General features: G+C 39.3%; 30 protein-coding genes. 12 read left to right on the forward strand and 18 right to left on the reverse strand.

Translation table 11 applies throughout. The features are described 5' to 3' along the window. Positions 1 to 272 precede the first annotated feature (272 nt). The 3 genes from ACQFX9_RS14055 to ACQFX9_RS14065 all read left to right on the forward strand — a co-directional run bounded on the left by ACQFX9_RS14055 (position 273) and on the right by ACQFX9_RS14065 (position 3,208). Positions 273 to 689, forward strand: a complete 417-nt coding sequence (locus ACQFX9_RS14055) for a hypothetical protein (RefSeq protein WP_427162565.1) — start codon at positions 273 to 275, stop codon at positions 687 to 689. A 102-nt stretch (positions 690 to 791) separates the two neighbouring features. Then, positions 792 to 1,580, forward strand: a complete 789-nt coding sequence (locus ACQFX9_RS14060) for a hypothetical protein (protein ID WP_427162566.1) — start codon at positions 792 to 794, stop codon at positions 1,578 to 1,580. Continuing rightward, positions 1,577 to 3,208, forward strand: a complete 1,632-nt coding sequence (locus ACQFX9_RS14065) for an ATP-grasp domain-containing protein (RefSeq protein WP_427162567.1) — start codon at positions 1,577 to 1,579, stop codon at positions 3,206 to 3,208. The genes ACQFX9_RS14060 and ACQFX9_RS14065 overlap by 4 nt, the downstream gene beginning before the upstream one ends. 77 nt (positions 3,209 to 3,285) lie before the next feature. Here the strand turns inward: ACQFX9_RS14065 and ACQFX9_RS14070 are convergent, their stop codons facing one another. Then, the gene (locus tag ACQFX9_RS14070) at positions 3,286 to 5,283 is read right to left on the reverse strand and encodes an ATP-binding protein (protein WP_427162568.1); all 1,998 of its coding nucleotides are present in this window, start codon (positions 5,281 to 5,283) and stop codon (positions 3,286 to 3,288) included. Positions 5,284 to 5,650: 367 nt separating this feature from the next. Here ACQFX9_RS14070 and ACQFX9_RS14075 point away from each other — a divergent pair, with 367 nt between their 5' ends. Then, positions 5,651 to 7,381 carry an ABC transporter ATP-binding protein gene (locus tag ACQFX9_RS14075; protein ID WP_427162569.1) on the forward strand — a complete coding sequence of 577 codons (1,731 nt, stop codon included), beginning with the start codon at positions 5,651 to 5,653 and terminating at the stop codon, positions 7,379 to 7,381. A gap of 163 nt (positions 7,382 to 7,544) precedes the next feature. On the opposite strand, the gene ACQFX9_RS14080 is transcribed toward ACQFX9_RS14075, so the two are convergent. The 4 genes from ACQFX9_RS14080 to ACQFX9_RS14095 all read right to left on the reverse strand — a co-directional run bounded on the left by ACQFX9_RS14080 (position 7,545) and on the right by ACQFX9_RS14095 (position 11,185). Next, positions 7,545 to 8,084 (reverse strand): hypothetical protein, encoded by a 540-nt coding sequence (locus tag ACQFX9_RS14080; protein WP_427162570.1) that lies wholly within the window; start codon positions 8,082 to 8,084, stop codon positions 7,545 to 7,547. Between the two features lie 73 nt (positions 8,085 to 8,157). Continuing rightward, positions 8,158 to 9,066 carry a homoserine kinase gene (thrB, locus tag ACQFX9_RS14085; RefSeq protein ID WP_427162571.1) on the reverse strand — a complete coding sequence of 303 codons (909 nt, stop codon included), beginning with the start codon at positions 9,064 to 9,066 and terminating at the stop codon, positions 8,158 to 8,160. A 202-nt stretch (positions 9,067 to 9,268) separates the two neighbouring features. Further along, positions 9,269 to 10,048, reverse strand: coding sequence for an ABC transporter ATP-binding protein (locus tag ACQFX9_RS14090; RefSeq protein ID WP_427162883.1), 780 nt, complete (start codon positions 10,046 to 10,048; stop codon positions 9,269 to 9,271). Positions 10,049 to 10,174: 126 nt separating this feature from the next. Then, positions 10,175 to 11,185, reverse strand: a complete 1,011-nt coding sequence (locus tag ACQFX9_RS14095) for a FecCD family ABC transporter permease (RefSeq protein WP_427162884.1) — start codon at positions 11,183 to 11,185, stop codon at positions 10,175 to 10,177. A 131-nt stretch (positions 11,186 to 11,316) separates the two neighbouring features. Here ACQFX9_RS14095 and ACQFX9_RS14100 point away from each other — a divergent pair, with 131 nt between their 5' ends. After that, positions 11,317 to 11,733 (forward strand): VOC family protein, encoded by a 417-nt coding sequence (locus ACQFX9_RS14100; RefSeq protein WP_427162572.1) that lies wholly within the window; start codon positions 11,317 to 11,319, stop codon positions 11,731 to 11,733. Between the two features lie 4 nt (positions 11,734 to 11,737). Further along, positions 11,738 to 12,550 carry a MerR family transcriptional regulator gene (locus ACQFX9_RS14105; RefSeq protein WP_427162573.1) on the forward strand — a complete coding sequence of 271 codons (813 nt, stop codon included), beginning with the start codon at positions 11,738 to 11,740 and terminating at the stop codon, positions 12,548 to 12,550. Positions 12,551 to 12,921: 371 nt separating this feature from the next. Here ACQFX9_RS14105 and ACQFX9_RS14110 read toward each other — a convergent pair whose 3' ends face one another. From ACQFX9_RS14110 to rpmI, 4 genes are all read right to left on the reverse strand, one after another. Then, positions 12,922 to 13,446: a tetratricopeptide repeat protein gene (locus ACQFX9_RS14110; protein WP_427162574.1), complete on the reverse strand. Its 525-nt coding sequence runs from the start codon at positions 13,444 to 13,446 to the stop codon at positions 12,922 to 12,924. 163 nt (positions 13,447 to 13,609) lie between these two features. Then, a complete protein-coding gene (locus tag ACQFX9_RS14115) occupies positions 13,610 to 14,431 on the reverse strand; it encodes a transporter substrate-binding domain-containing protein (RefSeq protein ID WP_427162575.1) in 822 nt (273 codons plus the stop codon). Between the two features lie 12 nt (positions 14,432 to 14,443). After that, complete coding sequence (gene rplT, locus ACQFX9_RS14120) at positions 14,444 to 14,800, reverse strand: 50S ribosomal protein L20 (protein ID WP_103138318.1); 357 nt, start codon at positions 14,798 to 14,800, stop codon at positions 14,444 to 14,446. Between the two features lie 27 nt (positions 14,801 to 14,827). After that, on the reverse strand, positions 14,828 to 15,025 hold the full coding sequence (gene rpmI / locus ACQFX9_RS14125; RefSeq protein ID WP_103138319.1) for a 50S ribosomal protein L35: 198 nt from the start codon (positions 15,023 to 15,025) through the stop codon (positions 14,828 to 14,830). Positions 15,026 to 15,670: 645 nt separating this feature from the next. Between rpmI and ACQFX9_RS14130 the strand changes: the two genes are divergently transcribed. The 6 genes from ACQFX9_RS14130 to ACQFX9_RS14155 all read left to right on the forward strand — a co-directional run bounded on the left by ACQFX9_RS14130 (position 15,671) and on the right by ACQFX9_RS14155 (position 18,851). Continuing rightward, entirely contained in the window at positions 15,671 to 15,898 is a 228-nt protein-coding gene (locus ACQFX9_RS14130; protein ID WP_427162576.1) for a lichenicidin A2 family type 2 lantibiotic, read from the forward strand. A gap of 262 nt (positions 15,899 to 16,160) precedes the next feature. Continuing rightward, positions 16,161 to 16,436, forward strand: coding sequence for a hypothetical protein (locus ACQFX9_RS14135; protein ID WP_427162577.1), 276 nt, complete (start codon positions 16,161 to 16,163; stop codon positions 16,434 to 16,436). Between the two features lie 44 nt (positions 16,437 to 16,480). After that, positions 16,481 to 16,921, forward strand: a complete 441-nt coding sequence (locus ACQFX9_RS14140) for a nitrogen fixation protein (protein WP_427162578.1) — start codon at positions 16,481 to 16,483, stop codon at positions 16,919 to 16,921. Between the two features lie 17 nt (positions 16,922 to 16,938). Then, a complete protein-coding gene (locus ACQFX9_RS14145; RefSeq protein WP_427162579.1) occupies positions 16,939 to 17,295 on the forward strand; it encodes a Nif11-like leader peptide family natural product precursor in 357 nt (118 codons plus the stop codon). 86 nt (positions 17,296 to 17,381) lie between these two features. Continuing rightward, complete coding sequence (locus tag ACQFX9_RS14150; protein ID WP_427162580.1) at positions 17,382 to 18,632, forward strand: nif11-class peptide radical SAM maturase 3; 1,251 nt, start codon at positions 17,382 to 17,384, stop codon at positions 18,630 to 18,632. A gap of 36 nt (positions 18,633 to 18,668) precedes the next feature. After that, positions 18,669 to 18,851 carry a hypothetical protein gene (locus ACQFX9_RS14155; RefSeq protein ID WP_427162581.1) on the forward strand — a complete coding sequence of 61 codons (183 nt, stop codon included), beginning with the start codon at positions 18,669 to 18,671 and terminating at the stop codon, positions 18,849 to 18,851. A gap of 63 nt (positions 18,852 to 18,914) precedes the next feature. Here ACQFX9_RS14155 and ACQFX9_RS14160 read toward each other — a convergent pair whose 3' ends face one another. From ACQFX9_RS14160 to ACQFX9_RS14200, 9 genes are all read right to left on the reverse strand, one after another. Further along, positions 18,915 to 20,027 carry a T3SS effector HopA1 family protein gene (locus tag ACQFX9_RS14160; protein WP_427162582.1) on the reverse strand — a complete coding sequence of 371 codons (1,113 nt, stop codon included), beginning with the start codon at positions 20,025 to 20,027 and terminating at the stop codon, positions 18,915 to 18,917. A gap of 34 nt (positions 20,028 to 20,061) precedes the next feature. Then, a complete protein-coding gene (locus ACQFX9_RS14165; protein ID WP_427162583.1) occupies positions 20,062 to 21,243 on the reverse strand; it encodes an aminoglycoside phosphotransferase family protein in 1,182 nt (393 codons plus the stop codon). 76 nt (positions 21,244 to 21,319) lie between these two features. Further along, a complete protein-coding gene (locus ACQFX9_RS14170) occupies positions 21,320 to 21,544 on the reverse strand; it encodes a hypothetical protein (protein ID WP_427162584.1) in 225 nt (74 codons plus the stop codon). A 76-nt stretch (positions 21,545 to 21,620) separates the two neighbouring features. Next, positions 21,621 to 21,827 carry a hypothetical protein gene (locus ACQFX9_RS14175; RefSeq protein WP_427162585.1) on the reverse strand — a complete coding sequence of 69 codons (207 nt, stop codon included), beginning with the start codon at positions 21,825 to 21,827 and terminating at the stop codon, positions 21,621 to 21,623. A gap of 39 nt (positions 21,828 to 21,866) precedes the next feature. Then, the gene (locus ACQFX9_RS14180; RefSeq protein WP_427162586.1) at positions 21,867 to 22,112 is read right to left on the reverse strand and encodes a hypothetical protein; all 246 of its coding nucleotides are present in this window, start codon (positions 22,110 to 22,112) and stop codon (positions 21,867 to 21,869) included. A gap of 247 nt (positions 22,113 to 22,359) precedes the next feature. Further along, on the reverse strand, positions 22,360 to 22,566 hold the full coding sequence (locus ACQFX9_RS14185) for a hypothetical protein (protein WP_427162587.1): 207 nt from the start codon (positions 22,564 to 22,566) through the stop codon (positions 22,360 to 22,362). 37 nt (positions 22,567 to 22,603) lie between these two features. Continuing rightward, positions 22,604 to 22,855 (reverse strand): hypothetical protein, encoded by a 252-nt coding sequence (locus ACQFX9_RS14190; RefSeq protein WP_427162588.1) that lies wholly within the window; start codon positions 22,853 to 22,855, stop codon positions 22,604 to 22,606. 355 nt (positions 22,856 to 23,210) lie between these two features. After that, on the reverse strand, positions 23,211 to 23,981 hold the full coding sequence (locus tag ACQFX9_RS14195) for a foldase protein PrsA (protein ID WP_427162589.1): 771 nt from the start codon (positions 23,979 to 23,981) through the stop codon (positions 23,211 to 23,213). A 52-nt stretch (positions 23,982 to 24,033) separates the two neighbouring features. Then, positions 24,034 to 25,557, reverse strand: coding sequence for an HlyD family efflux transporter periplasmic adaptor subunit (locus ACQFX9_RS14200; protein WP_427162590.1), 1,524 nt, complete (start codon positions 25,555 to 25,557; stop codon positions 24,034 to 24,036). Between the last annotated feature and the right edge of the window lie 34 nt (positions 25,558 to 25,591).

A 25,591-nucleotide genomic window follows, 5' to 3' on the forward strand; every position in this document is an offset into this window, starting at 1 on the left:
CCGTAATAATAAACATTAACTACGATAAATTGACCGATTTACCGTAGTATATATGAGATTTGCATATATGAGCCTAAAAAACAAGGGGGTATTTGGATTCTGTAGGTAGAAATTGGAACAACAGGAGAGTGACTGTAAGTCAGACCGAAAAAATACTACTGATAACCCCTGCATAAAACAGCATAGCCAAACCTATTGGACATTAACAGCTTGAAAAAACAAGCAAAACAAGCTGGTTAACAACTTTGTCAACCAATGAGGTTTTCAAATTTATGAATATCAAAACTATGCTGTCGGCTCGGTTTTTGTTAATGCTGAGTCTCACTGTTCCTACTATGATGTTGTCTACAATAGCTGGAGTTAAAGCCCAACAGCCTGCACCCGGCCAAGTCAACGTCCGTCAGAAACAGCCCTTTATTCAAGATACTTTCCGCCGCGATACTTTATTAGATTTGCATAAATCACCCGTGTTTAGTAACGATGGCGGTACAGGTAAGGAAGCTTCTGATAAAGGTAAAGATGCGTCTGATAAAGGTTCTGATAACAAAGAAGCCTGTGATAATCCCTGCGGTGGTTATTTCAATTCTAAAGACCCAGTGATTTTACCAGCAGATAGATTACTTCTGCCTGCAAATGTACAAAACATTCGTTCTAAGTCCTTACTTAAAGGCAGTAACCCGATTTTTTAATTTAGGGGTATGGGGGTATAGGGGTGTAAGGGTGTAGGGGAAAATTCTACCCAGTTACCAATGCCCAATGCCCCATGCCCATCTTATGGATAATTCAAGACTATGGATTTAATAATTGTAGGCGATCGCAGCGATCGCTTTTGTACGGAAGTTCTCGATTTAGTGCAGCACGCTGGCTACACGGCTGATATTTTTGATGTTTGTGATGCGGCTCGGTTATTTTCTATTGGGATGGAAGATGGGCAGGTTTTTGTGACTCCTGATATCCCGATTTTACTGAGAATTCAACCACCATCTACTATTAGAAGCAGTTTCGATGATTCATTTATTTATGGTGAATGTCTCTCCACTTTATGGGCTGCTGCCACACTCAATAAATCACCTGTAATTAACCGACCTACACCCCATAGTATTTGGGGGAAAACCTCTTATTCTTCTGTTTTAACGGCTGTACGTGCAGGCTATCGAGAAAACGATGTGGAAATCTTTTCTTCGCAAATTTTACCGCCGCACACACCCCAAGCTAATAAACAATGGTACGTCCAAGATTTAGTGACCTATAACACCACAGCTTACCCCAATATTCCCCAAGGAGCAGGGCCTTATCGGGGACGCTGGGCAGATGTTGATCCTGGTTATGAAATTGTGGTGGTTTTGGATAATCAAGCTTGGCGTTCTACTACAGTTCCCCTAGAACATTTAGCATTAGAACAACAAAGTATTAACCTAATTAGAAATTTAGATTTAACATTTGCTGCTATTACTTGGAGCATTTCTGAAAATTTAGAAACTGCAACTATTGCCAGAATTGATTCTTTTCCCTTAATGGAACAGATTCAATTTGTTTGGCCTGTTTTTGCTCCTGCACTTTTAGAGGTTTTATTCCCATGATTTACGCCATTGGTATTGACTCAGACCGCACTTTTCGCCATTTCATCCGTCAAACTCATCAGCGTGGAATTGAGGTGCAAGCCATTAATCTCCGCGAAGTGATACTTTCAGGAGACTGGCGGTTAACGCTTCCTGATGATGGTATGAGTTGGGTGAGTGTGGGTGATCAAAAATTACCTCTAGACCCCAATGGTGCTTATTATTGCCGAATTATCGACCTTTCTACTGTGCAGTCAGATATGGCGATGGCGATGCGTTGGCGGAGTTTATTGGCTGCGCTTTGTGTGTGGTTAGAGCATATTCCTGGTGTTGTTATTAACCGTCCTGGTGGTCGTACTGATAATTCTTCTAAACCATTGCATGAATATTCTTTGCAGTCTTGGGGTTTTAATGTTCCTCCTAGTCTGACTAGTTCTGATCCCGAACTGTTAGCAGCTTTTACTAGTTTGGGTAAAACTATCGTGAAACCTGCGTCGGGTATTCGTGCTGATAGTCGCCTAGTAACACCAGAAGAGTTTTTTGATTTTCATCCATCCCAAGGGCCTGTACATTTGCAAAGATATGTTGCTGGTGCAGATGTCCGCGCTCATGTCGTTGGGGATCAGGTTCACGCAGAAATTATTAATTGTCCCCAAGTTGATTATCGTCGTTCTTATCAAGAGGCAGAATATTCTCCTTGGGAATTACCTGAGTATTTAATTAAACAAATTGTTAAAGCTACGGCGGCTTTTGGTTTACAGTTTGCTGGTTGGGATTTTAAGGTGACAGAAGATGAGCAATACTGGTGTTTAGAAGCCAATCCAATGCCGGGCTATGATGGCTATGATCTTAGAGCCGATGGTAAAATTACTGAATCACTTTTAGCATTACTTACTCAACAAAATGCTGTTAAGCAATTCCCAAATGGCGCACTGATTACAGATGAAATATTAACAGAAACTCAATGCAGTCAAGTTTATGAGACTATTCAAAGTTTAAAAGCACATTGGGTTACTAGAGGACAAGAACCAGCTAGCTTTTTCACCTTGGGAACAGCATCTTATTTAGATTTTCTTAATTTACCTGACTTTGCGGGTGATTATTACACTAGAGCTACACAATATAATACCCTGCTACAAAAACATTTTAGTTGGCTTTATGAATTAGTTAAACAATCTCTAGAGACACAACTGCAAGCACCAGTGAATTATCATTCTGATTTTGCTCTCCCAGGATTTCATATTTGGGAAACACCGGCGATTTTCACTAAATCAACAGCATCTGTACATTTTGATTTACAGTATCAAAATCTGAATTGGCAAGATAAAGAAAATATAGATTTTCAACGCACAATTTCTTTTACTTTACCTATCAAACTACCGCATTTGGGTGGAGGTTTGAATGTTTGGGATTTAACTTATGATGAATATATTAATGGTCGTGACCCTAATTATCTAGGTGATGTGGAGGTGATGAAACGCTTTAGAAATAAAACTGTTCATCCTTACAATATAGGTAAGATTGTAGTACATGGTGGACATTCACTGCATCAAATTGCTGCGATCGCTCAAGTTTATCCTGGTGATGAGCGCATTACTCTACAAGGTCACGGAGTATTTCACAATGGACAATGGCTACTCTATTGGTAATTAATTAGGGACTTCCAATTTAGATAATTAAGGGTAATTTATTCTTTGGAAGTCTATTAATAGCAGAAATTTGCCTGTTATTGCTCTTGATGGGAAATCTGGATGGGAATCTCAATGTGAAATTCTGTTCCCTCTCCTAATTCAGAAATACAACTCAGCTTACCTTGATGTTTTTCGATCACAATTTGATAACTAATTGATAAACCTAACCCAGTTCCTTGACCGACTGGTTTAGTAGTAAAAAATGGATCAAAAATGTGTTCTAGCACATCTGGTTTCATGCCAATTCCATTATCTTTGATGCTAACTAAAACTTTCTTGTCATCTACAACTGAAGTTTTAATGTGAATAGTTGGCATCTTATTTGTAGAGTTTCCTGCTTCTAGATTCTCCTTTAAAGCATAAATTGCATTATTGAGAATATTCATGAAAACCTGATTTAACTGATTAGCATAACAGCTAACTTTCGGTAGTTGCCCATATTCTTTGACTATCTGGATATCTGGTAATGGATTCGGTAACTCCATCTGATGATTTAGAATCATCAGTGTATTATCTATACCTTCATGAATATTGACCGATTTCATGTTGGCTTCATCTAATCGTGAAAAGTTACGTAGCCCTAGCACAATCTCTGTAATTCTCTCACTACCAGATTTCATCGATGCGATTAAGTGCGGTAAATCTTCACGCAAATAATCTAAATCGATGGCTTTCATTTTGGAGGCTATGGTGGGATTTACTTGGGGATATTGTTCTTGATAAACTGCCACTAAGTCTAGTAAATCATCAATGTATTGATTGGCATATTCGAGATTACCAGCAATGAAACTGATGGGATTATTAATTTCATGGGCTACACCTGCTACCATTTGTCCTAAACTGGACATTTTTTCACTGTGGACTAGTTGAGCTTGTGTGTTTTGTAATTCTACTAGCGTTTTTCTTAATTCAGATGTTCGTTCTGCAACTTTGGCTTCTAATTCACTATTCGCCCTTTGTAAAGCGATTGCAGCTCTGTATGTTTCTGTGGCAATACTAGCAATATGAGTAGCTGTTTTGAGAATTTCTAAATGATGTGGTGTGGGATGACAGGGGAATTTATGAGATATGGCAAATGTTCCTAAAACTTCACCGTTTTGTGAAGTAAAAGGTGATGACCAACAAGCTTTAATGTTATAGCTTAAAGCAAAATCTCGGAAATCTTTCCATAAAGGATCAGTGGCAATATCATTAGCAAAGACTGCATCTCCTCTGTAAGCCGCAGTACCACAAGAACCACAAAATTCACCAATCATTAAACCATCAACGCCCTTAGCAAATTCTGCTGGTAACGTAGGTGCTGCACCTCCCCTGAGTCGCTTTTTGTCTTCATCTACAACTAAAATTGAGCAATAAGCACCAGGTAATTCTTGTTCTAGCAAAATGCAGAGGTTATTGAAGATTTCGTAGAGATTAACGCCAAACGCTACTTGTTCTAAAACTTGGCTTTGGGTTTGCACTAAAGCTTCTGAACGTTTGCGTTGAATTGCTGTTGCTAAAACATGGGTGATAGATTGTAGAAAATGCACATCATCAGCAGTAAAATCTCTGGATTCTGTTGCATATACTTCTAAAAAACCTAAAGGTTTGCTCTCACCTGGAATTAACACACTCAAACCAGTCACACTATCTGGAGGAGAGGGAATAGCAAATTCATTTAGCTGATGATTAGATGTGTTTAAATTAATAATTGGTTGAGTGTTTTCTAAAAGTTGATTTACTTGTTGATGAGTTTTGATGTCTATGTCTTGAGGTTCACTTTCTGAGAAATTTTCCCCCACACTAGCAACTTTTCGTAAAGAATTACTATCTGAAAGAACTTGCCAAACTCTAGTGTATTTGATTTGGAGTATTTGAGATACTAAATTAACTGTATCTTGGAATAAATTAGATAATTCTGTGCCAGAGAGTGCTTTTTGTCCTAGTGCATTAACTGCTGCTTGATAGCTGAAATTGAACGTATACTGCTCAGATACGTTTTCTTGCCCCCGGCTGGGATTGATTGCTGGCTTTGATTTTACATTTAAATTCATTGATCAAAATTTGTGTAACTACTAATCTTAATAGTTCCCAAAATTTTCCTGAAGTGCAATGTGATTATCAAAAATTCAAACTTAAGACAATTTTTATAAAATCAAGATAAAGGACGTACTGGTATATTTTTAAACAAAATTTAATGTTTATTCAGTAGGAAAAACTGTATTTTAATGGCGTTTTGATCATCAGAAATGCTCATCATTTAGATGATTTTAAGCCAGAATAAATAGGCTGCTGTACTTTTAATTTGCACATTAAGATTTGCAGGAGTGTGCAAGGGAGAATTGACAGCTTTTGTTTGGAGAAACTACCCAAAAGCTGGTAGCGTCTAACAAAGAACAATATTGTTGTGGATGTGACAGCTTGAAAACTCGCTCTAATTACTGGCAACTGCTACCTTATATTAGACCCCAGTGGCAGAATATTATTAAGGGATTAGTCGGCATTGTAGGATATGTGCTGGCGACTTTGACGTTAATTAATTTTGCAGGCAAGTTAGCCGATCCTTTTGGTCAAGGTAATGTGATAGCGATCGCTCAATTAGCCGCCATACTAGGTTTAGTATTCTTAGTTAGGGGTGTTTTTCAATCTGTGCAGGACATTTATATGTCTAAAGCCGCTTTAAGAGTGGCTTTTCATCTCCGCAAGCAGACATACGCCCATTTACAAACATTAGATTTAAGTTACTTTGAAACTGCCAAGGCTGGTGATTTATCTTACCGTCTCACGGAAGATATTGACCGCATTGGGGAAGTAGTTAATAAACTGTTTCACGATTTTTTACCCTGTGTGTTGCAGTTGATTGCCATCCCCATCTATATGATTTACTTGAATTGGCAACTCACTTTAGCCACAGTCGTCATTGCGCCGTTGATGGGGATTTTAATTGGTTGGTTTGGGGAACGCTTACGTAAATATTCCCTGAAAAGCCAAAATCGTGTCTCTGATTTATCAGCCATTCTCACAGAGGTTTTCAGTGGAATTCGACTAGTAAGGGCGTTTGCGGCGGAGAAATATGAAATCACCAGATTTAGCCGGGAAGCAGAACGCAGTTTTCAAGCTAAATACTCAGCCGAACGCTTAAAGGCTGTGCAGATACCGATTATCGGGTTTTTGGAGGCATTGAGTGCTTTATCCTTAATTTTGGTGGGAACATGGCAAATTCAACAACAGAATTTAACAGTAGCCGAATTTTTTAGTTACCTAGCCGCAGCCGGTTTATTAATTGATCCCATCGGTCATGTTACCAACAACTACAACGAATTTAAGCAAGGTGAAGCGTCTGTAGACAGAATTTTTGAATTGATGGCGATACAACCAACGGTGACAGAAAAACCGAGGGCGATAAATTTACCACCAGTCCAAGGGAAGGTGGAATACCGCCACATTACTTTTGCCTATAAACCAGGAGAACCCGTTTTAAAAGATATTAGTTTATTGGCGATGCCAGGGGAAGCGATCGCCCTTGTGGGTGCGTCTGGTGCAGGTAAAACCACCTTCGTTAATCTCCTCCCCCGTTTTTATGACCCCACAACAGGCGAAATTCTGATTGATGGTATAGACATTCGAGATGTTTCCTTAGAAAGTTTACGCCGACAAATTGGCATAGTTCCCCAAGAAACCATCATGTTTTCGGGGACTGTAGCCCAAAATATCGCCTTTGGGCAAGATATTTATGATTTAGACGCGGTAAAAGCCGCAGCGAAAATTGCTAACGCCCATCAATTTATTACCCAACTTCCAGAAGGTTATGAAACCTGGGTAGGTGAAAGGGGTGTTAATTTATCTGGTGGACAAAGACAAAGAATTGCGATCGCCCGTGCTGTATTATTGAATCCACAAATCTTGATTTTAGATGAAGCGACATCTGCCTTAGATTCTGAGTCTGAAGCTTTAGTACAGGAAGCCCTAGAAAGACTGATGCAGCAGCGTACAGTATTTATTATTGCTCACCGTTTAAGTACAGTGAGAAAATGCGATCGCATCTTAGTTTTAGAGCGTGGGCAAATCGTAGAATCAGGCACACACGAAGAACTATTAGCCCTTGAGCGTCGCTATGCTAAGTTTTATACACAGCAGTTTAGTCAGTCATGATTGGGGACTGGGGACTGGGGATTGGGGATTGGGGATTGGGGAGACAAGGAAGACAAGGGAGACAAGGGAGATTTTACTTCAATGCCCCATGCCCCATGCCCCATGACCCATGCCCCCTGCCCCATGCCCCATGACCCATGCCCCCTGCCCCATGCCCCATGCCCTAAACAATCCGGTTGACAATTGTCCACACTTCCCCATCTGAACGGACGTGAGGAACGGAGATGGTTTTAAAGCCGGTGATGAAGGGTTTGTAATAAATTTGCCAATAGAGGGGACTGAGTTGATCGGCGCAGGCTTTTAATTGGCGGATCTCTGTGGCTAGTTCTCCGGCTATTTGATTGATTCTCTCAGCATGGGCTTTTGCGATTTCTTTGGCTTCTTCTAACTGTTGCTTTTGGTTAATCTGTTGTAATTTCCTGGGCAGGTGGGTGAGTTCAGTTTGTTTTTGTTGTAGTTGGGCGTTTAAAGCGGCGATCGCATCATCTATTCCTTTGAGTTCTGCAAATAATTGGGCATTTTCCCTAGCCTGGCGACGATAAGCTTCCACAATTGCCCAAGGTGAGTCATTTTCAGGCACAATGACATCATTACTCTGAGTGAGTGCAGTACGTTCTTGCTCAAGCACCTGAATTTGAGACTTGAGTGCTGTAATCTCCGACTGCATTTGCTCCAAAGACAAGCCAGGATTAAGTTTTTTCATTTTGAACTTTGTACGCCTTGAGCGTTACCGTAAGGTATTTTGAATTTTGAATTTTGAATTTTGAATTTTGAATTCAACCTGCGCCTTGGGTGTCGAGGGAAAGCGATCGCACTACGGCTTTAATTCCTTCTGCTTTCCAGGCTGAAGCCATTGCAGTTTCTACAGCTTGGGCATTGTTGACATTGGTTAAAGCTAGTAGTGTCGGCCCTGCACCACTAATTACCATACCGTAAGCACCGGCTGCGATCGCGGCGGCATTCACAGCAGCGTAGCCAGGAATTAAAGCTTGGCGATAAGGCTGATGTAATTTATCTTGTAAGGCTGCTGTTAACCATTCTCCCTTACCGGTTGCCAAAGCGCGTAATAATAAGCCTAAGTGAGCAGTATTAAAAATTGCATCGGCACGACTAAATTCCGTTGGTAAAACTCGCCGTGCTTCTGAGGTTGACAATTCAAAATCAGGAATTGCTACCACAGGCACAATACTATTATCCCAAGGGACATCACAAATTGCCCAACCTGTACCAGAAGTAGCTGCTAGACGACATCCTCCCAACAAAGCTGGAACTACATTATCAGGATGTCCTTCCATTGCGATCGCTAATTCCATCACCTGCAAATCAGATAAAGGCGCACCCGCTAATTTATTAGCTGCAACCAAACCACCCACAATTGCTGTCGCAGAACTTCCCAAACCTCTAGCTAGGGGTACACCCAATTCAATCTCAATTTTTACAGGTGGTGGTGTTTGCTCTATATGTTGATATAACTTGACAAATGCTTGATAGATTAAATTACTCTCATCAGTTTGTACCCGTTCAGCTTCCTCACCTGTGACATGAATGATTAACTTACCTTCATCCAGGCGGGTGAATTGAAACTTATTATATATAGTCAAAGCTGCGCCGATGCAATCAAAACCAGGCCCCAAGTTAGCAGTTGTCCCTGGGACTCTCACCGTGACAGAAGAAACAACAGACATCTAAAACATACTCATCTAACCCAATCAATCAGCATCCCATGTAATGGTGCAAAAATAAAGGCTTCATTGGGAATTGGGCATTGGGCATGGGACATTGAAGTAAAATCTACCTTGTCTACCTTGTCTCCCAATCCCCAATCCCCAACCTGTCTTTAATTTTGAATTTTGAATTTTGAATTTTGAATTGATAAGTCCCCACTCCCTAACGAACTGGTGCTAAAGGACAAATTTGTAGTCCCACAGGGGTATTTAATACTGCGACTTCTACACCTAAAACTTCAGCTAAATTTTCTGGAGTGAGAACATTTTCTGGTTCTCCTAATGCAAAAATATTACCTTGATAAAGTAGGGCAATGCGAGAACTATATCTAGCAGCCAAATTGATTTCGTGCAGGACAGTTAAAATAGTTATTCCTGATATTTGATTCAAAGTTTTTAATAACTCTAATAATTCCAATTGATAACGAATGTCTAAATAAGTTGTAGGTTCATCTAATAATAATATTTGGGGATTTTGTGCTAAAGCTAGGGCTAAAAATGCCCTTTGCCTTTCTCCTCCAGAAAGTTGTTCTACTAGACGTTCTTGATAATCTACCATCTGAGTTAAACGCAAGGCTTCTGAGACTTTTTCTCTATCTTCTGTATTCAAATCCCATTGCCACCAAGGCTGATGGGGTGTACGTCCTAAAGATACCAATTGACGAACTGTTAAACCGGGGGGGACTGCTTGTTGTTGAGGTAATAAAGCTAATTTTTGAGCGACAACTGCGGCGGGTTGAGTATGAATTGCCTTACCATCTAACAAAACAATTCCTGTTTGTGGAGTTAATAGACGACTCATGAGTTTAAGTAGGGTAGATTTCCCAGAACCATTAGCACCTACTAAACTCAACCATTCACCTTTTTCAATTGCCAAAGATACATTTTTAACTACAGTTTTAGCTGTATAGCCACCAGTTAAGTTTTGAGTTTCCAAAGGCATAGTCAATAGTCAATAGTCAATAGTCATTAGTCATTAGTCAGCACTCATTACTCGTTACTCATTACTCAGCACTCAGCACTCAGCACTCATTACTCATTACTCCTACCTTGTCTTTCTTCCAATTCCCTATATGCCATTTTGACGACGATATAGCAACCAAATAAATACGGGTGAACCTAATAAAGCTGTGACTGAACCTACAGGAAGTTCTACTGCACCCAGGCGGGATAGTAAATCTGCGATAGTCATAACTAACGCGCCGCCTAATGCGCTGAGTGGTAATAAAGCACGGTAATCTGTGCCTACTAGTAAACGGATACCATGCGGGACGATTAAACCAACAAAACCAATTAAGCCACCAATACTGACTGCACCTGCTGCTAGTAGTGTAGCAACTCCACCGATGAAAACGCGCGATCGCGTCAGTGACACTCCCAAACTTACCGCTAATTCATCCCCCAGGCTTAATAAATTCAGCGATCGCGCTAACAAACATCCCAAGATCAATGCCACACTAATATAAGCCCCGGCTGTAGTCACTTCTGACCATCCCCGACCATTTAAACTGCCAATTAACCAGTTTAAAGCTGCCTGTATCCTGCCGTCTTCTGTTAATAGGAGTAACACAGACTGAATTGCCCCAAACATGGAACTAACTGCTACACCGCCTAAAATCAACCGTTCAACGGAAACACCATCCCCAGTTCTCGATAAAAAATATACAAGCATTGTGGTGAAAACTCCCCCTACCCAGGCTGCTAAAGGAATCCAAGCCACGAATACGCCTAGACTAAACATGGCGATCGCTACTAAACCCGCACCCGCAGAAATACCGAGTAAAAACGGGTCGGCTAGTCCATTACGTAACATTCCCTGAAGTAGTGAACCAGCCATTCCTAAAGCTGCGCCTACTAAAATTGCGGCGACAGTTCTCGGTAAACGCAAATCCCAAAGAATAGTTTGATAAATTTGGTCTCCCCGTCGCCAAATAGCCTGCCACAATTGTTCAGGAGTCATGGCGACAGCACCAAAAGATAGGGAAAAACCTATTGCCAAAATTAGAATTGCCACTAAAAACACAGTTGCTAACAATACCCGTGCTTCGTTTTTAGAAGCAGTATTCACACTCTTTCCCATAGGATGTTTTATATTTTGAATTTTGTCGGCTTGTCTGAGAGTAGAGTATTTTGAGTTAACCACAGGGGTTGACTCTACCCCTACGGCAGAGTGTGTACTGTAGAGAGTTGAACATATTTTAGTAATAAACCATGAAATTAGGAGCTGTTAATCACATTGCTTTAACAGTATCGGATATGAACCGTTCCGAGGTTTTTTACAATGCACTGTTAGGATTTTTGGGTTATCAACAAGAAGAAAAAACAGAGCAGTTAATCCTTTGGGCTGGTCACAACGGCGTGATCACAATTTCTCCCGCCAACCCTGAATCACCAAATAAAAATCATGACCGCTATTCTGTAGGATTACATCATCTGGCTTTTAGTGCAGATCATCGGGAACAAGTTAATTCACTACATCAATTCCTAGTGGAACGTGGAGTAAAAATCCTCGATCCTCCTGCTGAGTATAGTTATTTACCAGGATACTATGCTGTTTACTTCTTAGATCCAGACGGGATCAAGCTGGAGTTAACACACACTCCAAATTGGCCACCTGAGTCCTCATGAACAAATGCTGAAAATAGGTGACTTTTCTAAACTTAGCCAAGTAAGTATCAAAGCGCTGCGTCTCTACGACCAGATGGGACTGCTGAAACCACTACAAGTAGACGACTTTACAGGCTATCGCTACTACTCGGCTGAACAATTACCCCGACTGAATCGCATTTTAGCATTCAAAGATTTAGGTTTTTCCTTAGAGCAAATTGCCCAGTTACTAGATGAGAATTTGCCACCGTCCCAAATTCGGGGAATGCTGCGACTCAAACAGGCGGAAATTCAGCAGTTAGTGGAAGCGGAACAAGCAAGACTCACACGAGTAGAAGCCAGACTCAAGCAAATTGAACAGGAGAATAGTATGCCTAACTATGAGGTTGTAATTAAAAAAGCTGAACCAGTGCAAGTTGTATCTATCCGCGAAATTCTGCCAGATTACGCCGATATTAGTAGATTATACGATGAACTGCACGAATATCTGCAACAACAGCAAGCCCACCCAGGTAATTATTATGCGGGGATTTGGCATGACCCAGGCTATAAAGATGCTGATGTTGATGGAGAAGCGGTGATTTCTGTTGCTGGATTAGTTAAAGGTAATGAGAGAATCAAGGTGTATGAGTTACCAGGACTAGAAGCGATCGCCTGTTTAATTCATCATGGTAGTTATGCCACCATTAGTCAAGCCTACGCTACCTTGGTGTCTTGGATTGAAACCAATGGCTACAAGATTACCGGGCCGAACCGTGAAGTATATATTGTGGGTGGTAATGAACAGAATGATGATTCTTATGTAACGGAAGTGCAATTTCCGGTGATTCAAGCCTGATATTCTACAAATAATAGTTAGAGTTGTTGAGAGAGGACTTTCTGATAAGTAGAACGGTGTAAATAATCCAAGGTTTGTAGTGTTCGCGCAAGCGTCTCGTAGAGAGGACTTTAGTCCTCTGATAAGGACTGAAGTCCTTACTACGAACTAGATTCCAATCTTTTTACATTACTTCACATCCCTAATGATTTGTTATTTGAACAAATATTGCATTCAATTTCAATCCACACTTTACCTCTGGCAGTAGAGCTAGTTACAAAAAATTTATTTATATTTATACCAACAGATATATTTTTAATATTAACTCTTAGCAAGAGCGATCGCCCTCACGAAATGAAAAGCGATCGCCCCTTGATGATTGCAACAGATAATTACGCAGTTACTAACCGACGCAAAGATTCCGCACGACGTTTAGCTGTTGAGTTATTGGGTTGAAATTTGAGTGCTTCTTCGTACATTTGTAACGCTTGAGCATTCAATTTTTTGCGCTCATAAGCATGACCCAAATTATTTAGTGCTACCACATAATCAGGCTGCAATTTCAGAGCTTCTTTGTACTGACGAATGGCTAAGTCATATTGCTCTTGAGCAAAATAAGCGTAACCTAGACCATTGTAGATAGGAGCAATATTTTCTTCTCCCTCTTCCTCAGCAGATTTGAGTGCTTTTTGAAACAATGGTATCGCTTGGGTAAACACCTTTTTCTCAGAATAAATACAACCTAGTTCGTAGTATTCTTGAGTCGTACCTTTGTCTTTACTCAACTTGTTTCGCAACCGCGATAAAGCACTCTCCCGCTTCCGAGTTTTGAACAGCTGGCGGAAAACACTCACAACTGCGAATGTCAGTAAACCAACCAAAACAGAGAGATAAACAACCGCTAGACTGTTATCCATTACCTTCAAATAAAAATATTAAACTTGCTTCTATATCTATTATCGGTCTATCTGGGGCATTGGGGATTGGGGATTGGGGATTGGGGAGGATGACTAATGACTAATGACTAATGACTAATGACTAATGACTAATGACTAATGACTAATGACTATTGACTATTGACTATTGACTATTGACTAATCCCCAATATTTAATGCGTTCTTTGAGCCAGCCTTTAGCTATGTAACTGGCGATCGCTTCGTTGACTTCTCTTCTCAATTCATCGTACTGTAACCCTTTGGGCATCACTACAGATAAGGGTGCAGTCGATAATTTTGTCGGTAGAATTCGGTATTGGGGGTTTTTCTGTACCCATGCACTCAATACGCTGGCATCGGCGGCGAAGGCTACTACAGTGCTATTTTCTAGCTGCTTTTGCGCTTCTGTGTAGGAATCTACTCCTACTAAATTAGCACTCGGTATATAGTAACGAACTTCAGCTATAGTGATGGAGTTATTTAAGACGGCGATTTTTTGTTTTTGTAAATCGCTTAATTTTTGAATAGACGCGTCTTTGGTGATTAAAACAGTGCCATCAAAATAATAGGGGACGCTAAAACTAACTAAGCGTGAGCGTGATTCTGTAGCTGTCACCCTAGCGATCGCCATATCTACTTGATGATTGTAAACTGCGGCTAGGCGATCGCGATTCATGACGGGCTGGAATTTCACAGCGTCGGCTTTTCCCAACAAATCGGTTGCTAAACGCTTTGCTAAGTCAATTTCTAAACCTTGTAATTTCCCACTGGCATCTTTAAATCCTAAAGGCGGCGTATTATCTTTTACCGCCACGGTTATATAACCCCGCCGTTGTATTTCCTTGATTGGTGAGGCAGATGCAGACAAGCCTGTAGCAAAAAACACGCAAAAAATGCAAATAATAGTTGCGGATAATACCAGATGTAACTGCTTCATGATTTGCCGTTTGTTACATCTGTTATTCATCCGGTTTCACCTTTAACCTTGAACTTGACTGGCTATTTCCACTACCTTGCTGAAGCCAGCAGGATCGAGGACTGCTAATTGTGCCAACATTTTGCGGTTGAGTTGGATGTTAGCTTTTTTCAGGTTGCCGATCAAGCGACTGTAGCTTAAGCCATGTACTCTTGCAGCAGCGTTGATACGGGTAATCCAGAGGCTACGGAAATCGCGCTTTTTCTTTTTGCGATCGCGGTATGCACTGCGGAGTGCTTTCATTACCTGTTGGTTAGCGGTTCTAAACAAGGTGGAGTGAGAACCACGGAAACCTTTAGCTAGTTTGAGGATTTTATTGCGGCGTTTACGAGCAACGTTACCGCGTTTTACACGGGTCATATTCTATTCCTAGATAATCTATCGAATTTACAAATAAGGAAGCATTAAACGCACGTTTTCTTCGTCGCGTTCGTTCACAATCGCCATTTTAGAGAAATTGCGCTTCTTATTGGTGGTTTTGTGTTCTAACAAGTGATTTTTGAAAGCTTTGCGGCGCACAATTTTACCGCTACCAGTGGCGCGGAATCGTTTTGCTGCGGCTTTGCGTGTTTTGAGTTTAGGCATGGTTTAGCTCTAATTCGACACAATCCCTCATTATATATCATGTTGCTCAAATTCATCAAAGCTTGATACGAATTAGGGTTGTGTACTCCACATAAGACAAAAATTCCTATCTCTGCCCAGTCTCTAGAGCCAGGATGCCGAATGAGGTGCAAAATCCCTCGCTTCCCAATCTACAACAGAAATGATGACAACCAACTCATAGGGACATAAATGTTTTAGTTGGTCACTACAATTATCTATTCACTAGCAACTCAATAATGTCTCTATTCAAGGTTTTGCTATTTCCAGATGGCTTTAGAGGTGAATAGTTAGCGAAACAACCCAAATTTCCCATGTAAGTAAATTAAGAAGGTTATCAATTAATTTTAGAAAGGTTATATTCATTTTATCTTTAGGGAATTCAATATTAATAAAATAAAGTAATTTTGTCACTCATTTATTGATTAATAAGATTGTCTTTTTTTGTCTAAATCAGAGATGATGTCAATGTGAAGACAAGCTAAAGCATATTTATTTGAGAGATGTACATTTAAGGCATGAAAATAAGAAACTACAGTCTTAGGTAACATTATCCATATAAATATGTTTAGCCTAATTGGAATGTAACCCAAATAAAAAAGCTCACTGATGGAGGTTAATATCAAGATGGCTAAAATCACAATTTCTGACCTAAACCCCTCTGATTACTCTCTAACTGAATTATCTGTTGAAGAGATGGCTGCAATTCAGGGTGGTGGATTCCTTGGTAAACTCATCGGTGGGATTGTAGGCGGTGTTGCCGGATTCTTTATTGCTGGGCCAGCAGGAGTTTTTTCAGGGATTAGTGCAGGAAGCACATTAGGCGACGCTGTTGAAGAAGTATTTTTTAACTAAGCGTTGAATAATTTCAAAAATATACAATCTCATTCTCATATTCTATATTTATCCTCTGAGAATATCAGAGGATTTTTGTTTGAAAACCACTATTTTTAAACAATTCATTAGAGTGAAAATAAGAATACAATGACGACAGAAGTAAACTATTTTTGTCACTCAAATAATTGCAGACTTTGTATTATTGATTTTACTTTAAATTAAAATGCAATCTATGAGAAATATATTTCTCATAAATAAATCTACCAGTGTAGACAAAAACATGGAAACCAATAACAGAAACTTCAAGAATCAAATCGAAATTAATGATTTGATTGATGCTGCCGTTAACGATGCGTTGGCACGTAGAAGCGGAAATGATGACAACTTATCAGACTTGTCTAGTGAAGATGCTGGCAATGTGACAGGCGGTATTGCTTCACTCACAATTGCAGGTTATAAACCTATACCCACTTGTCCCCCCATCATTAAACCTATACCCATTTGTCCCCCCATCACTGTTGGGATCATTGCACTACCACAGTCCGAAATCATGTAATTCTAAACTTTACTGAAAAGTCACCTTTACTGGAGCATTAATTCATGGAAGAAATTCCTGCTGAAAAAACTACACTTTGTCCTAGTGCTAGACCCGAAATAGCAGGAAGCGTAGTCTTCGGTTTAATTGGTGGAACAGTCGCAGAACCAAAAGTTACTTATCTCAAACAGCAATTACCTGTAACAGATGAACTATTAGCGAAAGCTGCTCCTGTGACTCCCACAGAAATCTTTCGGACAGCCGCCCCTTGTGCAGCTAAAAAATGTCAACATTTCGATGGTAATGACTGCCGTTTAGCCACAAGAGTCGCAGAAAAATTACCTGCTGTAGTATCAGAACTCCCACCTTGTTCTATACGCAGAGATTGCCGTTGGTGGCAACAAGAAGGTAAGGCGGCTTGTATGCGTTGTCCACAAATTATCACCGACAATTACAGTCCTTCTCAGTTAATGCAAGAAGTTGCATTAACTGACGTAACTACTTAATTGAAAAGGAGAAAAATATGGCTTTTGAAAACGTCAGAGCCTTCTATGAAAGACTGGCTAATGACGAAGCTTTCCGCACTCAAATGCAACAAGTTGAGAGCAAAGAAGAATGTAGCCAAGTAGTGAAAGCTGCTGGTTTTGAATTTACCCAAGCAGAGTTTGAAGAATATACAACTCAATTATTAGAGTCAGCAGTCGGTGAGGGTGAACTCAGAGATTTAGAGGAAAAAGAACTAGATGCAGTCTTCGGTGGTGCTGCCTCTCTAATTGAAAAAATTCGTATTCAGCCATTGTATGGTGCGATTATTTGGCCTCCAATTAAATGGCCTCCAGCTCAAGCTATGTATGGGGTTGTAATTAGCGACCAATTCTAGGCGAATTTAACCAACCATTTCAGTGTTTGGGGACGGATAAACACAAACCGTCCCTCTTTATATAAATTGAATAGGGGTAAGATTGTATGAGCGATCGCAGAATTAGTTATGCTGTTTGGGAAATCACATTAAAATGTAATCTGGCTTGTCAACATTGTGGTTCGCGTGCAGGACATACCAGAACCAAAGAACTTTCCACCGCAGAAGCCTTAGATTTAGTCAAACAAATGGCAGATGTGGGCATCACCGAAATTACACTGATTGGTGGTGAAGCTTTTTTACGTCCAGACTGGTTGGAAATTGCCCAAGCTATTAATCAAGCTGGCATTCACTGCGGAATGACAACCGGTGGCTACGGTATTACTTTAGACACAGCACGCCGGATGAAAGATGCTGGAATTAAAGTAGTATCCGTCTCTGTGGATGGCTTAGAAGCAACTCACGACAGACTGCGGGGTAGACAAGGTTCATGGCAATGGGCATTTAAAACCATGAGTCACCTTAAGCAAGTAGGCATCCCTTTCGGTTGCAATACCCAAATTAATCGCCTTTCCGCACCAGAATTCCCCAGTATTTATGAACATATCCGCGATGCAGGTATATTTGCTTGGCAAATTCAATTGACTGTACCAATGGGCAATGCTGCCGATAATAGTGAAATTCTGCTGCAACCTCATGAATTATTAGATATCTACCCCATGATTGCACGGGTGGCGCAACGTGCTAAACGAGAAGGTGTACAGCTACAACCAGGCAATAACATTGGTTACTTCGGCCCCTACGAACGATTTTTGCGGGGTGGGAGTGCTTGGTCATTTTGGCAAGGTTGCAATGCGGGACTTTCGACATTAGGTATTGAAGCAGATGGGGCAATTAAAGGTTGTCCTTCCTTACCGACATCTGCTTACACTGGTGGTAACATCCGTGACTATTCCCTCAAAACCATCATCGAAGAAACAGAAGAACTCCGCTTTAATTTAGGTGCTGACACACCCAAAGGTACAGCGCATTTGTGGGGTTTCTGCAAAACTTGTGAATTTGCTGAACTTTGTCGGGGTGGTTGCAGTTGGACTGCACACGTCTTTTTTGATAAACGTGGTAATAATCCTTATTGTCATCATCGCGCTTTAACTCAAGCTAAAAACGGTATTCGGGAACGAGTCTTTCTGCAACGTCGTGCTGATGGCAAACCTTTTGATAATGGTGAATTTGCTCTAGTTGAAGAACCAATTAATGCGCCTTGGCCAGAGAATGACCCCCTACATTTTACGGCTGATAAAATTCAATGGTCAGCTAGTTGGCAAGGGGTAGAATTATTAGCACCTGTCAGTGTTTAGTCAAAAATACATTGTTACCATCGGCGATAAATACAAATGTCTACTAACATCGATAATTCAGAAACATCACTGCAAAATATTTCACAAACCCAAGTTAAACCTAGCCTGCCTCGTTCAGCTTGGAACAGTCAATTAGCCTATTTTAAAGTTATGTTTAGAGCCAAAAAAGCTTTAGACCGCATAGAAAAAGAAGCAGGGATTGAAAATAATTATTCTTAGCAATTTTAGGGTGTGTTAATCTTAGTTAACACACCCTTTTTATATTCAAAAAAATTGTGATATCTACAATTGCTGATAAATATCTGTGGAACTAGGATTCAAATAGGGATATCTTAAATCCACATTTAATCTAGCAAACTGCTCGATAATTGTAGCGAGTTTAGCTTCTGGCGATCGCTGATTATTTTGTTGAGCTATGATTAAGCCATGAGCAATAATTTGACAACGATTTGTGCCGAAGCTTTCATATTGATCAAATTTAGTATCCGGTTCTTCTGCCAAACCCAGACCAGATGCTAACTTTTTAGTAAATAAAGGAATATTTTCCTGAAAATAAGCTACATTTTCGCTGTAAATATTTTGCAGTATTGGATGTACCCTCAAATAATCTTTCTGTCTAATATACAGTACACCAGCATCATATCTATCATAGCCAGAGTAACTGTAAGGAACTTTAAAGGAAAAGTAGATTTGTTGTGTATTTAATTGTTGAGTTACAGCCCGCATTAAAGGCACAGCACCATCTGAAGTAATATTAAAGTAAATCCTGATGATTCTGTGATTTATATCTCCTTCATCTACAGGTACAACACCTGTATCCCCGACAGCAATATAAAACCCTTCTTGGACACAATTTTTAGGCATTTTAATTGAGACAACATCATCTACATTTACAGGCGTTTCCGCAGTTTTTAAATGTATTTCAGGATGAATATGTACAGTTAATTGTCCTCTATTGACTGCAATACTACCGTCTTGTTCTAGTTTTTTCACTACCCAATCAGGAGAAAAATAACCATCTCCCTGATTAGCAGCATGGAGTTTTTGAAAAAGGCTAACATCTATACCAATCAAATTATCATTATTCAACCTTTGATTGTCGATTAAGTCTGCCGCATTTGTTTGTAATTGTAGAGATTTAATCAGTGAACCATTATAGTAAATGCCATATAAAAAGTTCCTGATATGTTTAACTACGTGCTTCTGTTGCACTTCCAGAGGTAATTTATGAAAGCGACTTTTGATATCTGTAGAAGTTTCCCAAGGCAAATAATTTGGATGACGGACGGATAAATCACTATCTAATTCTAAGTGAGTAGCAATATCCTCAAGCGTTACTTGCAAGTTGTTTTCAGCCTGAGACAAAATCTGATTGGAATATTGAACAGCCGTCATTTTTATATCTCCAGTAGAATTATGCAACCGACTTTTATGCAGAAATCGCTACACCAGCTAGTTCTTTCTCTGTCACCCCAAGAATACTAACTAATGAAGCTTCGGGACGACATAGTAAACTTTTCGCTACCTGGAGAGAGTAAATATCACTATTAACTAACTGCTTATGATGCTCAATTTTAGCTTGTGTTTGAATAACCAAAGCCACACCCATAAACTGAATTAGCTTTTTAAAAAAGTCGGGAAAATGTTGGGTAATTTCTGGGAAATGCTGCAAATATTCCCTAACAATTACTAAAATAGATGGGCGGACATCTTCTAGTTTAAATTCTGCTGAATTAATTGACTCTTGCATACTCATTGAAGGGTCAATTACCATGCTAACTATCCACAAAATTACATAATTAGCAATTAAATTAGCTAAATCAAATATGGGGTCTCCCCAACTACTTCTTTCCCAGTCAATGATTTTTACTGCTGAGTGTTTCTGTGCGAGTGCAAAGGAAGTAATATTTTCCCAATCTTGATGGACTAAAATATTGGCAACATTTAAATCATTGTGAACCACACAACAAGCACGCCAAGAATTAATAGCCTCTACTTTTGCTTGATCTAAACTTTCATAACGCTGGTAAAGACCAATGAATTTGATATAGTCAGGAGGCATGACGCTCAGAAGTTCTGGTGTGATTCTATGTTGTAATAAAATAAAGGCCGCACCTCTTTTGTGCCAAAAGCTGTCAGGTTGTGTGACGTAATTATATGCTTCTTCGCAATTAAAAGTCGCGCGATGAATTTGCGCTAGTATTGCCCCTATCCAACCAGGAATTGTGACAGGTAAAACTTGGCGCGATCGCAAAATTCCACTATACAATTCTTGATAATCATCTAGATATTTATAGATAGCAATGAAATTTTCATGATCATAGATAAGCATTTCTCTAATAAAACCCTGTAAAGGATTTAAATGAGCAATATTGCCCATCATGCTTTGAAACTGCCATTCATTGAAAATTTCCTGGGAAAATATTCCTGAAAGCGTGGGACGTTCCTGCTTAACAATAAATTTCTGCCCATCCTTGAGGGTGGCTATGATACTAAAATTCTTAGTATTTAGCTTACCTACATCTAAAGTTAGCCCTAACAACTCTTGTTGTGTAAAAACACCAGATTTACTCAGATATTCCGCTACATTGTGATGACTTAAAAAAAACATCACTCCCCCACACTTATTTATTGGTTAATCAACAGACAAATTACTAGTCAGCAAAATTTTACTTATCTAATCAGATTTATGTTCTGCTTCTGACGAAAAACAGTCGATAAATTAACAAGGAAGCAATAATCACAATCAGCCCAAATCTTAAAATGGTAGCTGAAGTGCCTGCTGTGGTATTTAAATTAGGAAATGCCAGTTGAGCAACAGTAGTTATTAATAACACTGAAGCTAAAATATTTTCACCTTCTATTAACAATGCTAAACCAATCAAGCCGAATAAATATGGTGTGATATTCATTGATAAACCTCATTGATTGGGTAAAAGGTCAGGGTTAGATATCGATATCCTGACCTTTAATATTGGAGAGATTTAATTAGTGAGTCAGTTTATAAACTAACGCACCAAAAGCAGCACCAGAACCACCGATAACCAAAGTGGTTAAGACATACGCTCCCCAGGTAGCAGGTGTTACACCGCCAATTGCACCACTGAGTTCAGCATCAGTTACTTCATTTAAATAGCTTTCGCTATCTAATAGAAGATTGTATTCAGAATTGAGATCGCTAATTACAATTGCCATTTTTTTCTCCTAATTTATTGATGTAACAGTGTGAATTTCTTATCTTGAAGCAACGTAACCAATTGCTGCACCACCAGCGAAAGTTCCGAGAGCAAAGCCAGTACCGAAGCTAACGCCCCAAACGCTAACGCTACCCAGTGAAGCAGCAGTAAATGTCACAACAGGAGTAATACCTCCAATGGCTGCGGTTAACTCACGATCTTCTAAATCGTTGAGGAAGCTTTCAGAGTCAAATAACAAATCAGCACCGGCAAATTTTAATTCATTAATTGCAATAGATGCCATGATGAATTCTCCCAGTATTCAATGATTATTTATGGCTAATGCTCAGAAATTATTGCTTTCTTAGCACAATATATAAATATCAATATTTGCTTTTAAAATGCAATATTTATAAATTACCTTTTCGGACTTAAAAAATTCATTTTTGCACCGCACTTATTATATTTTAAAAATCCTAAATTTATTATTCAAGGTCAGGGTTAAATATCAACACCTGACCTTGTATGTTTAACAGAACTTAGTTAATTAATTAGCGGCGGCTTAGAGTATAGATTAACGCACCAAAACCTGCACCAGTACCACCAATAACTAAAGTAGTTAACAGATAAGCTCCCCATGTAGGAGTAATACCGCCAACAGCACCACTGAGTTCAGCATCAGTTACTTCATTTAAATAGCTTTCGCTATCAGATAGAAGGTTGTACTCAGAATTGAGATCGCTAATTATGATTGCCATATCTTTTCTTGGTTTATTGATGTGATGACAGAGTTTTTTATCGTCGAGAAGCTGCGAAATAACCAACACCAGCAGTTACACCGAAAGTTCCGAGAGCAAAGCCAGTACCGAAGCTAACGCCCCAAACGCTAACGCTACCGAGTGCAGCAGCAGTAAATGTCACAACAGGAGTGATACCTCCAATAGCTGCGGTTAACTCACGATCTTCTAAATCGTTGAGGAAGCTTTCAGAGTCAACTAATAAATCAGCACCAGCGAATTTTAATTCGTTAATTGCAATAGATGCCATGATGAATTCTCCAAATCTTCAATGATTATTTATGGCTAATGCTCAGAAATTTCTGTCTTCTGGCACAACATAACAAATACCAGCAAATATTCTTAAACCACAACGATTTTAAATCATCTTTTTGGACTTAAAAAATTCATTTGTGGTCTGAGGATAGATTTAATTTCATATAGATATTTATGCTCAAGATTATCAGGCATGAATTATCAGGGTGTTGAGCGAACAAATCTGTGTCAAAAATTTTATTGCTGAGTTAAATCAGCACTAAAGTGCTTACTACTAACAGGAAGATTGATTTTTCGATATTATGAGAGGGACATAATAAATTTAATTGCTTCCCTCGTAATCTCATGAATTAGAGTGATTGGCTATCTTGCAAATCAAATGTGACTGTGACTGATTCAACTTGTATCTTTAGCCAATGGGAAAATAACTCTAATGTCAATAAATTACGTAGTTTAGTATCTAATTGCGGCACAATTATCTGTTCTACTAAAATTAAATGCGCGCCTTTAGATGTAAAAATTGGCTTAAGCAGTTGTGGTGCTTGGGAGGCGAAAATTGCCGCAGAAATTTCTGGTTTTAAATCCTGGCGTTTTAAAACACCTTGATATCCTCCACGACAGCGTAATTCTTCATCTTGAATATACTTGTGGGCGACATCGTAAAAACTGATTTCCCCTTCTTGGATGGCATAGAAAAGTTCTATGGCTAAATCTTCGTCATCAAGAATAACTTCATAGGCGATCGCACCTGTATAATCATTCTGATGCTCGAAAAAGTAAGGCTCAACCTTATCTGCAAATAAATGCTCTGCTAACTTAGCTGAAAGTAGGGAAAGATGAGCAATTTTTTCAAAATCATCTAAGGAAAGTCCATGCTTTTCTAACCAACTCCATGTCTGAGTAGCACTGCTTAATTTATTGGTTAATCTGATTTTGTCCGCAGTTTGTTGTAACTCTTCGGTATCAACTTGAATACCTAGTTTTGCAGCCGTATTTTCTACAATTTTACGGACAGTAATTTCTTCTACCAGACTAGGAACTTTGCAAGATAGTTTGATTTGCTCGATAAAATCTTCTTTTGTGAGATTTATCTGTTGTGGAATGCTAATAATTTGTGACATCTTTCCTACCAAAAATTAACTATTGCAACTCATAAACCACTAAACTTAACTACTATAGTTCCACTCCTCCTTGCTTTAATTTCTTAAATGGATCTAACAGAAAATCGATGATGCGGCGTTGTCTAACTACTACTTCTGCTGTAGCGGTGTCTCCAGGACGCAGAGGAATACATTGATTAGCTGTAGGCATACAATGCTGATACAATGCAATATCTAATTGATATGCAGCTACTTTGCCACTTGCCGTATCTATCTCAAATGTAGTAGGAGAAATTTCGATTAATTTACCTTCTATGACTCCGTAATCTTGAAAAGGATAGGCATCAAATTTGATTTTTACAGGTAATCCCGTTTTCAAAGAACCACTTTCAGTGGTTGCCATTTGCGCTCTAATTACTAAAGGTGAATTAACAGGTGAAATTTCTGCGATCATGGTTCCTGGTTGCACCACAGAACCTGCTCGTTGAATTGGCAATTGAAAAACTGTACCATCCACTGGTGCTTTTAACTCTCTTTGATTTAATTGGAATTTTAAGCCCTCTATTTGACTTTTATTCTGAGCTATTTCTGCTTTGAGGGCAGTAATTTCTCTATCTAAGTTTTTGAGTTGTTCTTCACTTTTGAGGATAGCTAATTTTCCCGCATGATTTAAACTCTGAAAACTCCGTTCTTTTTCTTGGATGCGTAATTGTGACTGTTCAATATTAGCTTTGGCTTGCCGGATGGTTCTTTCGTAACTATTTAGTTGTTCCGCTAGCCTTAATTTTGATTGTTCAACATCTGATTTGGATTGTTCTAGTAATTTGGTTCTTTCTTTAGCTATATCCTGCTTGTCTACTAGATTAATTTCTGGAACTATTCCTTCTTGCCAAGCTTGTTTGTAACGTTCTACTTCTCTGCTGGCACTGTTTAAACTAATTTCTACTAAATTAGAAGTAATGCGACTATGTTCTAAAGCTTTTCTAGCTTGATTAACTTGAGCCAGTTTTTCTTCTTCTTGAAAATTGAAGGAGTTAATAATCGCCTTGAGATTCTGTCTTTCTTGGTCGATTTGCGCTTGTTTTTCTAACTCTTGGGCTTGATTTTGCTGACGTTGAACTGTCCAAGCTAGGGCTAGTTGATTTTTCAGTAAATTGAGTTGTGATAGTTGGTTTAGCTGTCCTTCTAATTTAGTTTGTGCCTGTCTTAACTCGGTATTAACTAACTCAGATTCTAACACTAATAAAGCTTGCCCTGCCTTGACTGATTCACCCTCTTTAACTAAGATTTTTTCCACAGTACCTGATACAGCCGCATCTAATCTGACTGTTTTACCTTCAGGCTCTAATCTGCCTCTCGCTGTCCCAGTTTCATCAACTTGAGAAAACATTGCCCAAGGTAAAGCTATCGAGATAAAAATCACTAAAAAATATAAAATTCCTCTTGTCCAAGTTTGCGGTAAGCTATCTAGTAATTCTTTGGTGACATTAGACCAGTCATCATTAGAACTAGTAGATTCTGATGATGTAGTTAACTGTTCATGCACTTTTTCTTCATGCACTGGAGGTGGAACAAATCCATTCAAGGTGTTAGGCATGACTTTAATTAATTGGTAGAAAATAAAAGTGGGG

Source organism: Aliinostoc sp. HNIBRCY26, assembly GCF_050235535.1.
Lineage (GTDB): Bacteria > Cyanobacteriota > Cyanobacteriia > Cyanobacteriales > Nostocaceae > Trichormus.

Coding starts and splice junctions, on each gene's coding strand:
- ACQFX9_RS14055 (WP_427162565.1), top strand. CDS start 273: ATGAATATCAAAACTATGCTGTCGGCTCGGTTTTTGTTAATGCTGAGT.
- ACQFX9_RS14060 (WP_427162566.1), top strand. CDS start 792: ATGGATTTAATAATTGTAGGCGATCGCAGCGATCGCTTTTGTACGGAA.
- ACQFX9_RS14065 (WP_427162567.1), top strand. CDS start 1,577: ATGATTTACGCCATTGGTATTGACTCAGACCGCACTTTTCGCCATTTC.
- ACQFX9_RS14070 (WP_427162568.1), bottom strand. CDS start 5,283: ATGAATTTAAATGTAAAATCAAAGCCAGCAATCAATCCCAGCCGGGGG.
- ACQFX9_RS14080 (WP_427162570.1), bottom strand. CDS start 8,084: ATGAAAAAACTTAATCCTGGCTTGTCTTTGGAGCAAATGCAGTCGGAG.
- thrB (WP_427162571.1), bottom strand. CDS start 9,066: ATGTCTGTTGTTTCTTCTGTCACGGTGAGAGTCCCAGGGACAACTGCT.
- ACQFX9_RS14090 (WP_427162883.1), bottom strand. CDS start 10,048: ATGCCTTTGGAAACTCAAAACTTAACTGGTGGCTATACAGCTAAAACT.
- ACQFX9_RS14095 (WP_427162884.1), bottom strand. CDS start 11,185: ATGGGAAAGAGTGTGAATACTGCTTCTAAAAACGAAGCACGGGTATTG.
- ACQFX9_RS14100 (WP_427162572.1), top strand. CDS start 11,317: ATGAAATTAGGAGCTGTTAATCACATTGCTTTAACAGTATCGGATATG.
- ACQFX9_RS14105 (WP_427162573.1), top strand. CDS start 11,738: ATGCTGAAAATAGGTGACTTTTCTAAACTTAGCCAAGTAAGTATCAAA.
- ACQFX9_RS14110 (WP_427162574.1), bottom strand. CDS start 13,446: ATGGATAACAGTCTAGCGGTTGTTTATCTCTCTGTTTTGGTTGGTTTA.
- ACQFX9_RS14115 (WP_427162575.1), bottom strand. CDS start 14,431: ATGAATAACAGATGTAACAAACGGCAAATCATGAAGCAGTTACATCTG.
- rplT (WP_103138318.1), bottom strand. CDS start 14,800: ATGACCCGTGTAAAACGCGGTAACGTTGCTCGTAAACGCCGCAATAAA.
- rpmI (WP_103138319.1), bottom strand. CDS start 15,025: ATGCCTAAACTCAAAACACGCAAAGCCGCAGCAAAACGATTCCGCGCC.
- ACQFX9_RS14130 (WP_427162576.1), top strand. CDS start 15,671: ATGGCTAAAATCACAATTTCTGACCTAAACCCCTCTGATTACTCTCTA.
- ACQFX9_RS14135 (WP_427162577.1), top strand. CDS start 16,161: ATGGAAACCAATAACAGAAACTTCAAGAATCAAATCGAAATTAATGAT.
- ACQFX9_RS14140 (WP_427162578.1), top strand. CDS start 16,481: ATGGAAGAAATTCCTGCTGAAAAAACTACACTTTGTCCTAGTGCTAGA.
- ACQFX9_RS14145 (WP_427162579.1), top strand. CDS start 16,939: ATGGCTTTTGAAAACGTCAGAGCCTTCTATGAAAGACTGGCTAATGAC.
- ACQFX9_RS14150 (WP_427162580.1), top strand. CDS start 17,382: ATGAGCGATCGCAGAATTAGTTATGCTGTTTGGGAAATCACATTAAAA.
- ACQFX9_RS14155 (WP_427162581.1), top strand. CDS start 18,669: ATGTCTACTAACATCGATAATTCAGAAACATCACTGCAAAATATTTCA.
- ACQFX9_RS14160 (WP_427162582.1), bottom strand. CDS start 20,027: ATGACGGCTGTTCAATATTCCAATCAGATTTTGTCTCAGGCTGAAAAC.
- ACQFX9_RS14165 (WP_427162583.1), bottom strand. CDS start 21,243: ATGTTTTTTTTAAGTCATCACAATGTAGCGGAATATCTGAGTAAATCT.
- ACQFX9_RS14170 (WP_427162584.1), bottom strand. CDS start 21,544: ATGAATATCACACCATATTTATTCGGCTTGATTGGTTTAGCATTGTTA.
- ACQFX9_RS14175 (WP_427162585.1), bottom strand. CDS start 21,827: ATGGCAATTGTAATTAGCGATCTCAATTCTGAATACAATCTTCTATTA.
- ACQFX9_RS14180 (WP_427162586.1), bottom strand. CDS start 22,112: ATGGCATCTATTGCAATTAATGAATTAAAATTTGCCGGTGCTGATTTG.
- ACQFX9_RS14185 (WP_427162587.1), bottom strand. CDS start 22,566: ATGGCAATCATAATTAGCGATCTCAATTCTGAGTACAACCTTCTATCT.
- ACQFX9_RS14190 (WP_427162588.1), bottom strand. CDS start 22,855: ATGGCATCTATTGCAATTAACGAATTAAAATTCGCTGGTGCTGATTTA.
- ACQFX9_RS14195 (WP_427162589.1), bottom strand. CDS start 23,981: ATGTCACAAATTATTAGCATTCCACAACAGATAAATCTCACAAAAGAA.
- ACQFX9_RS14200 (WP_427162590.1), bottom strand. CDS start 25,557: ATGCCTAACACCTTGAATGGATTTGTTCCACCTCCAGTGCATGAAGAA.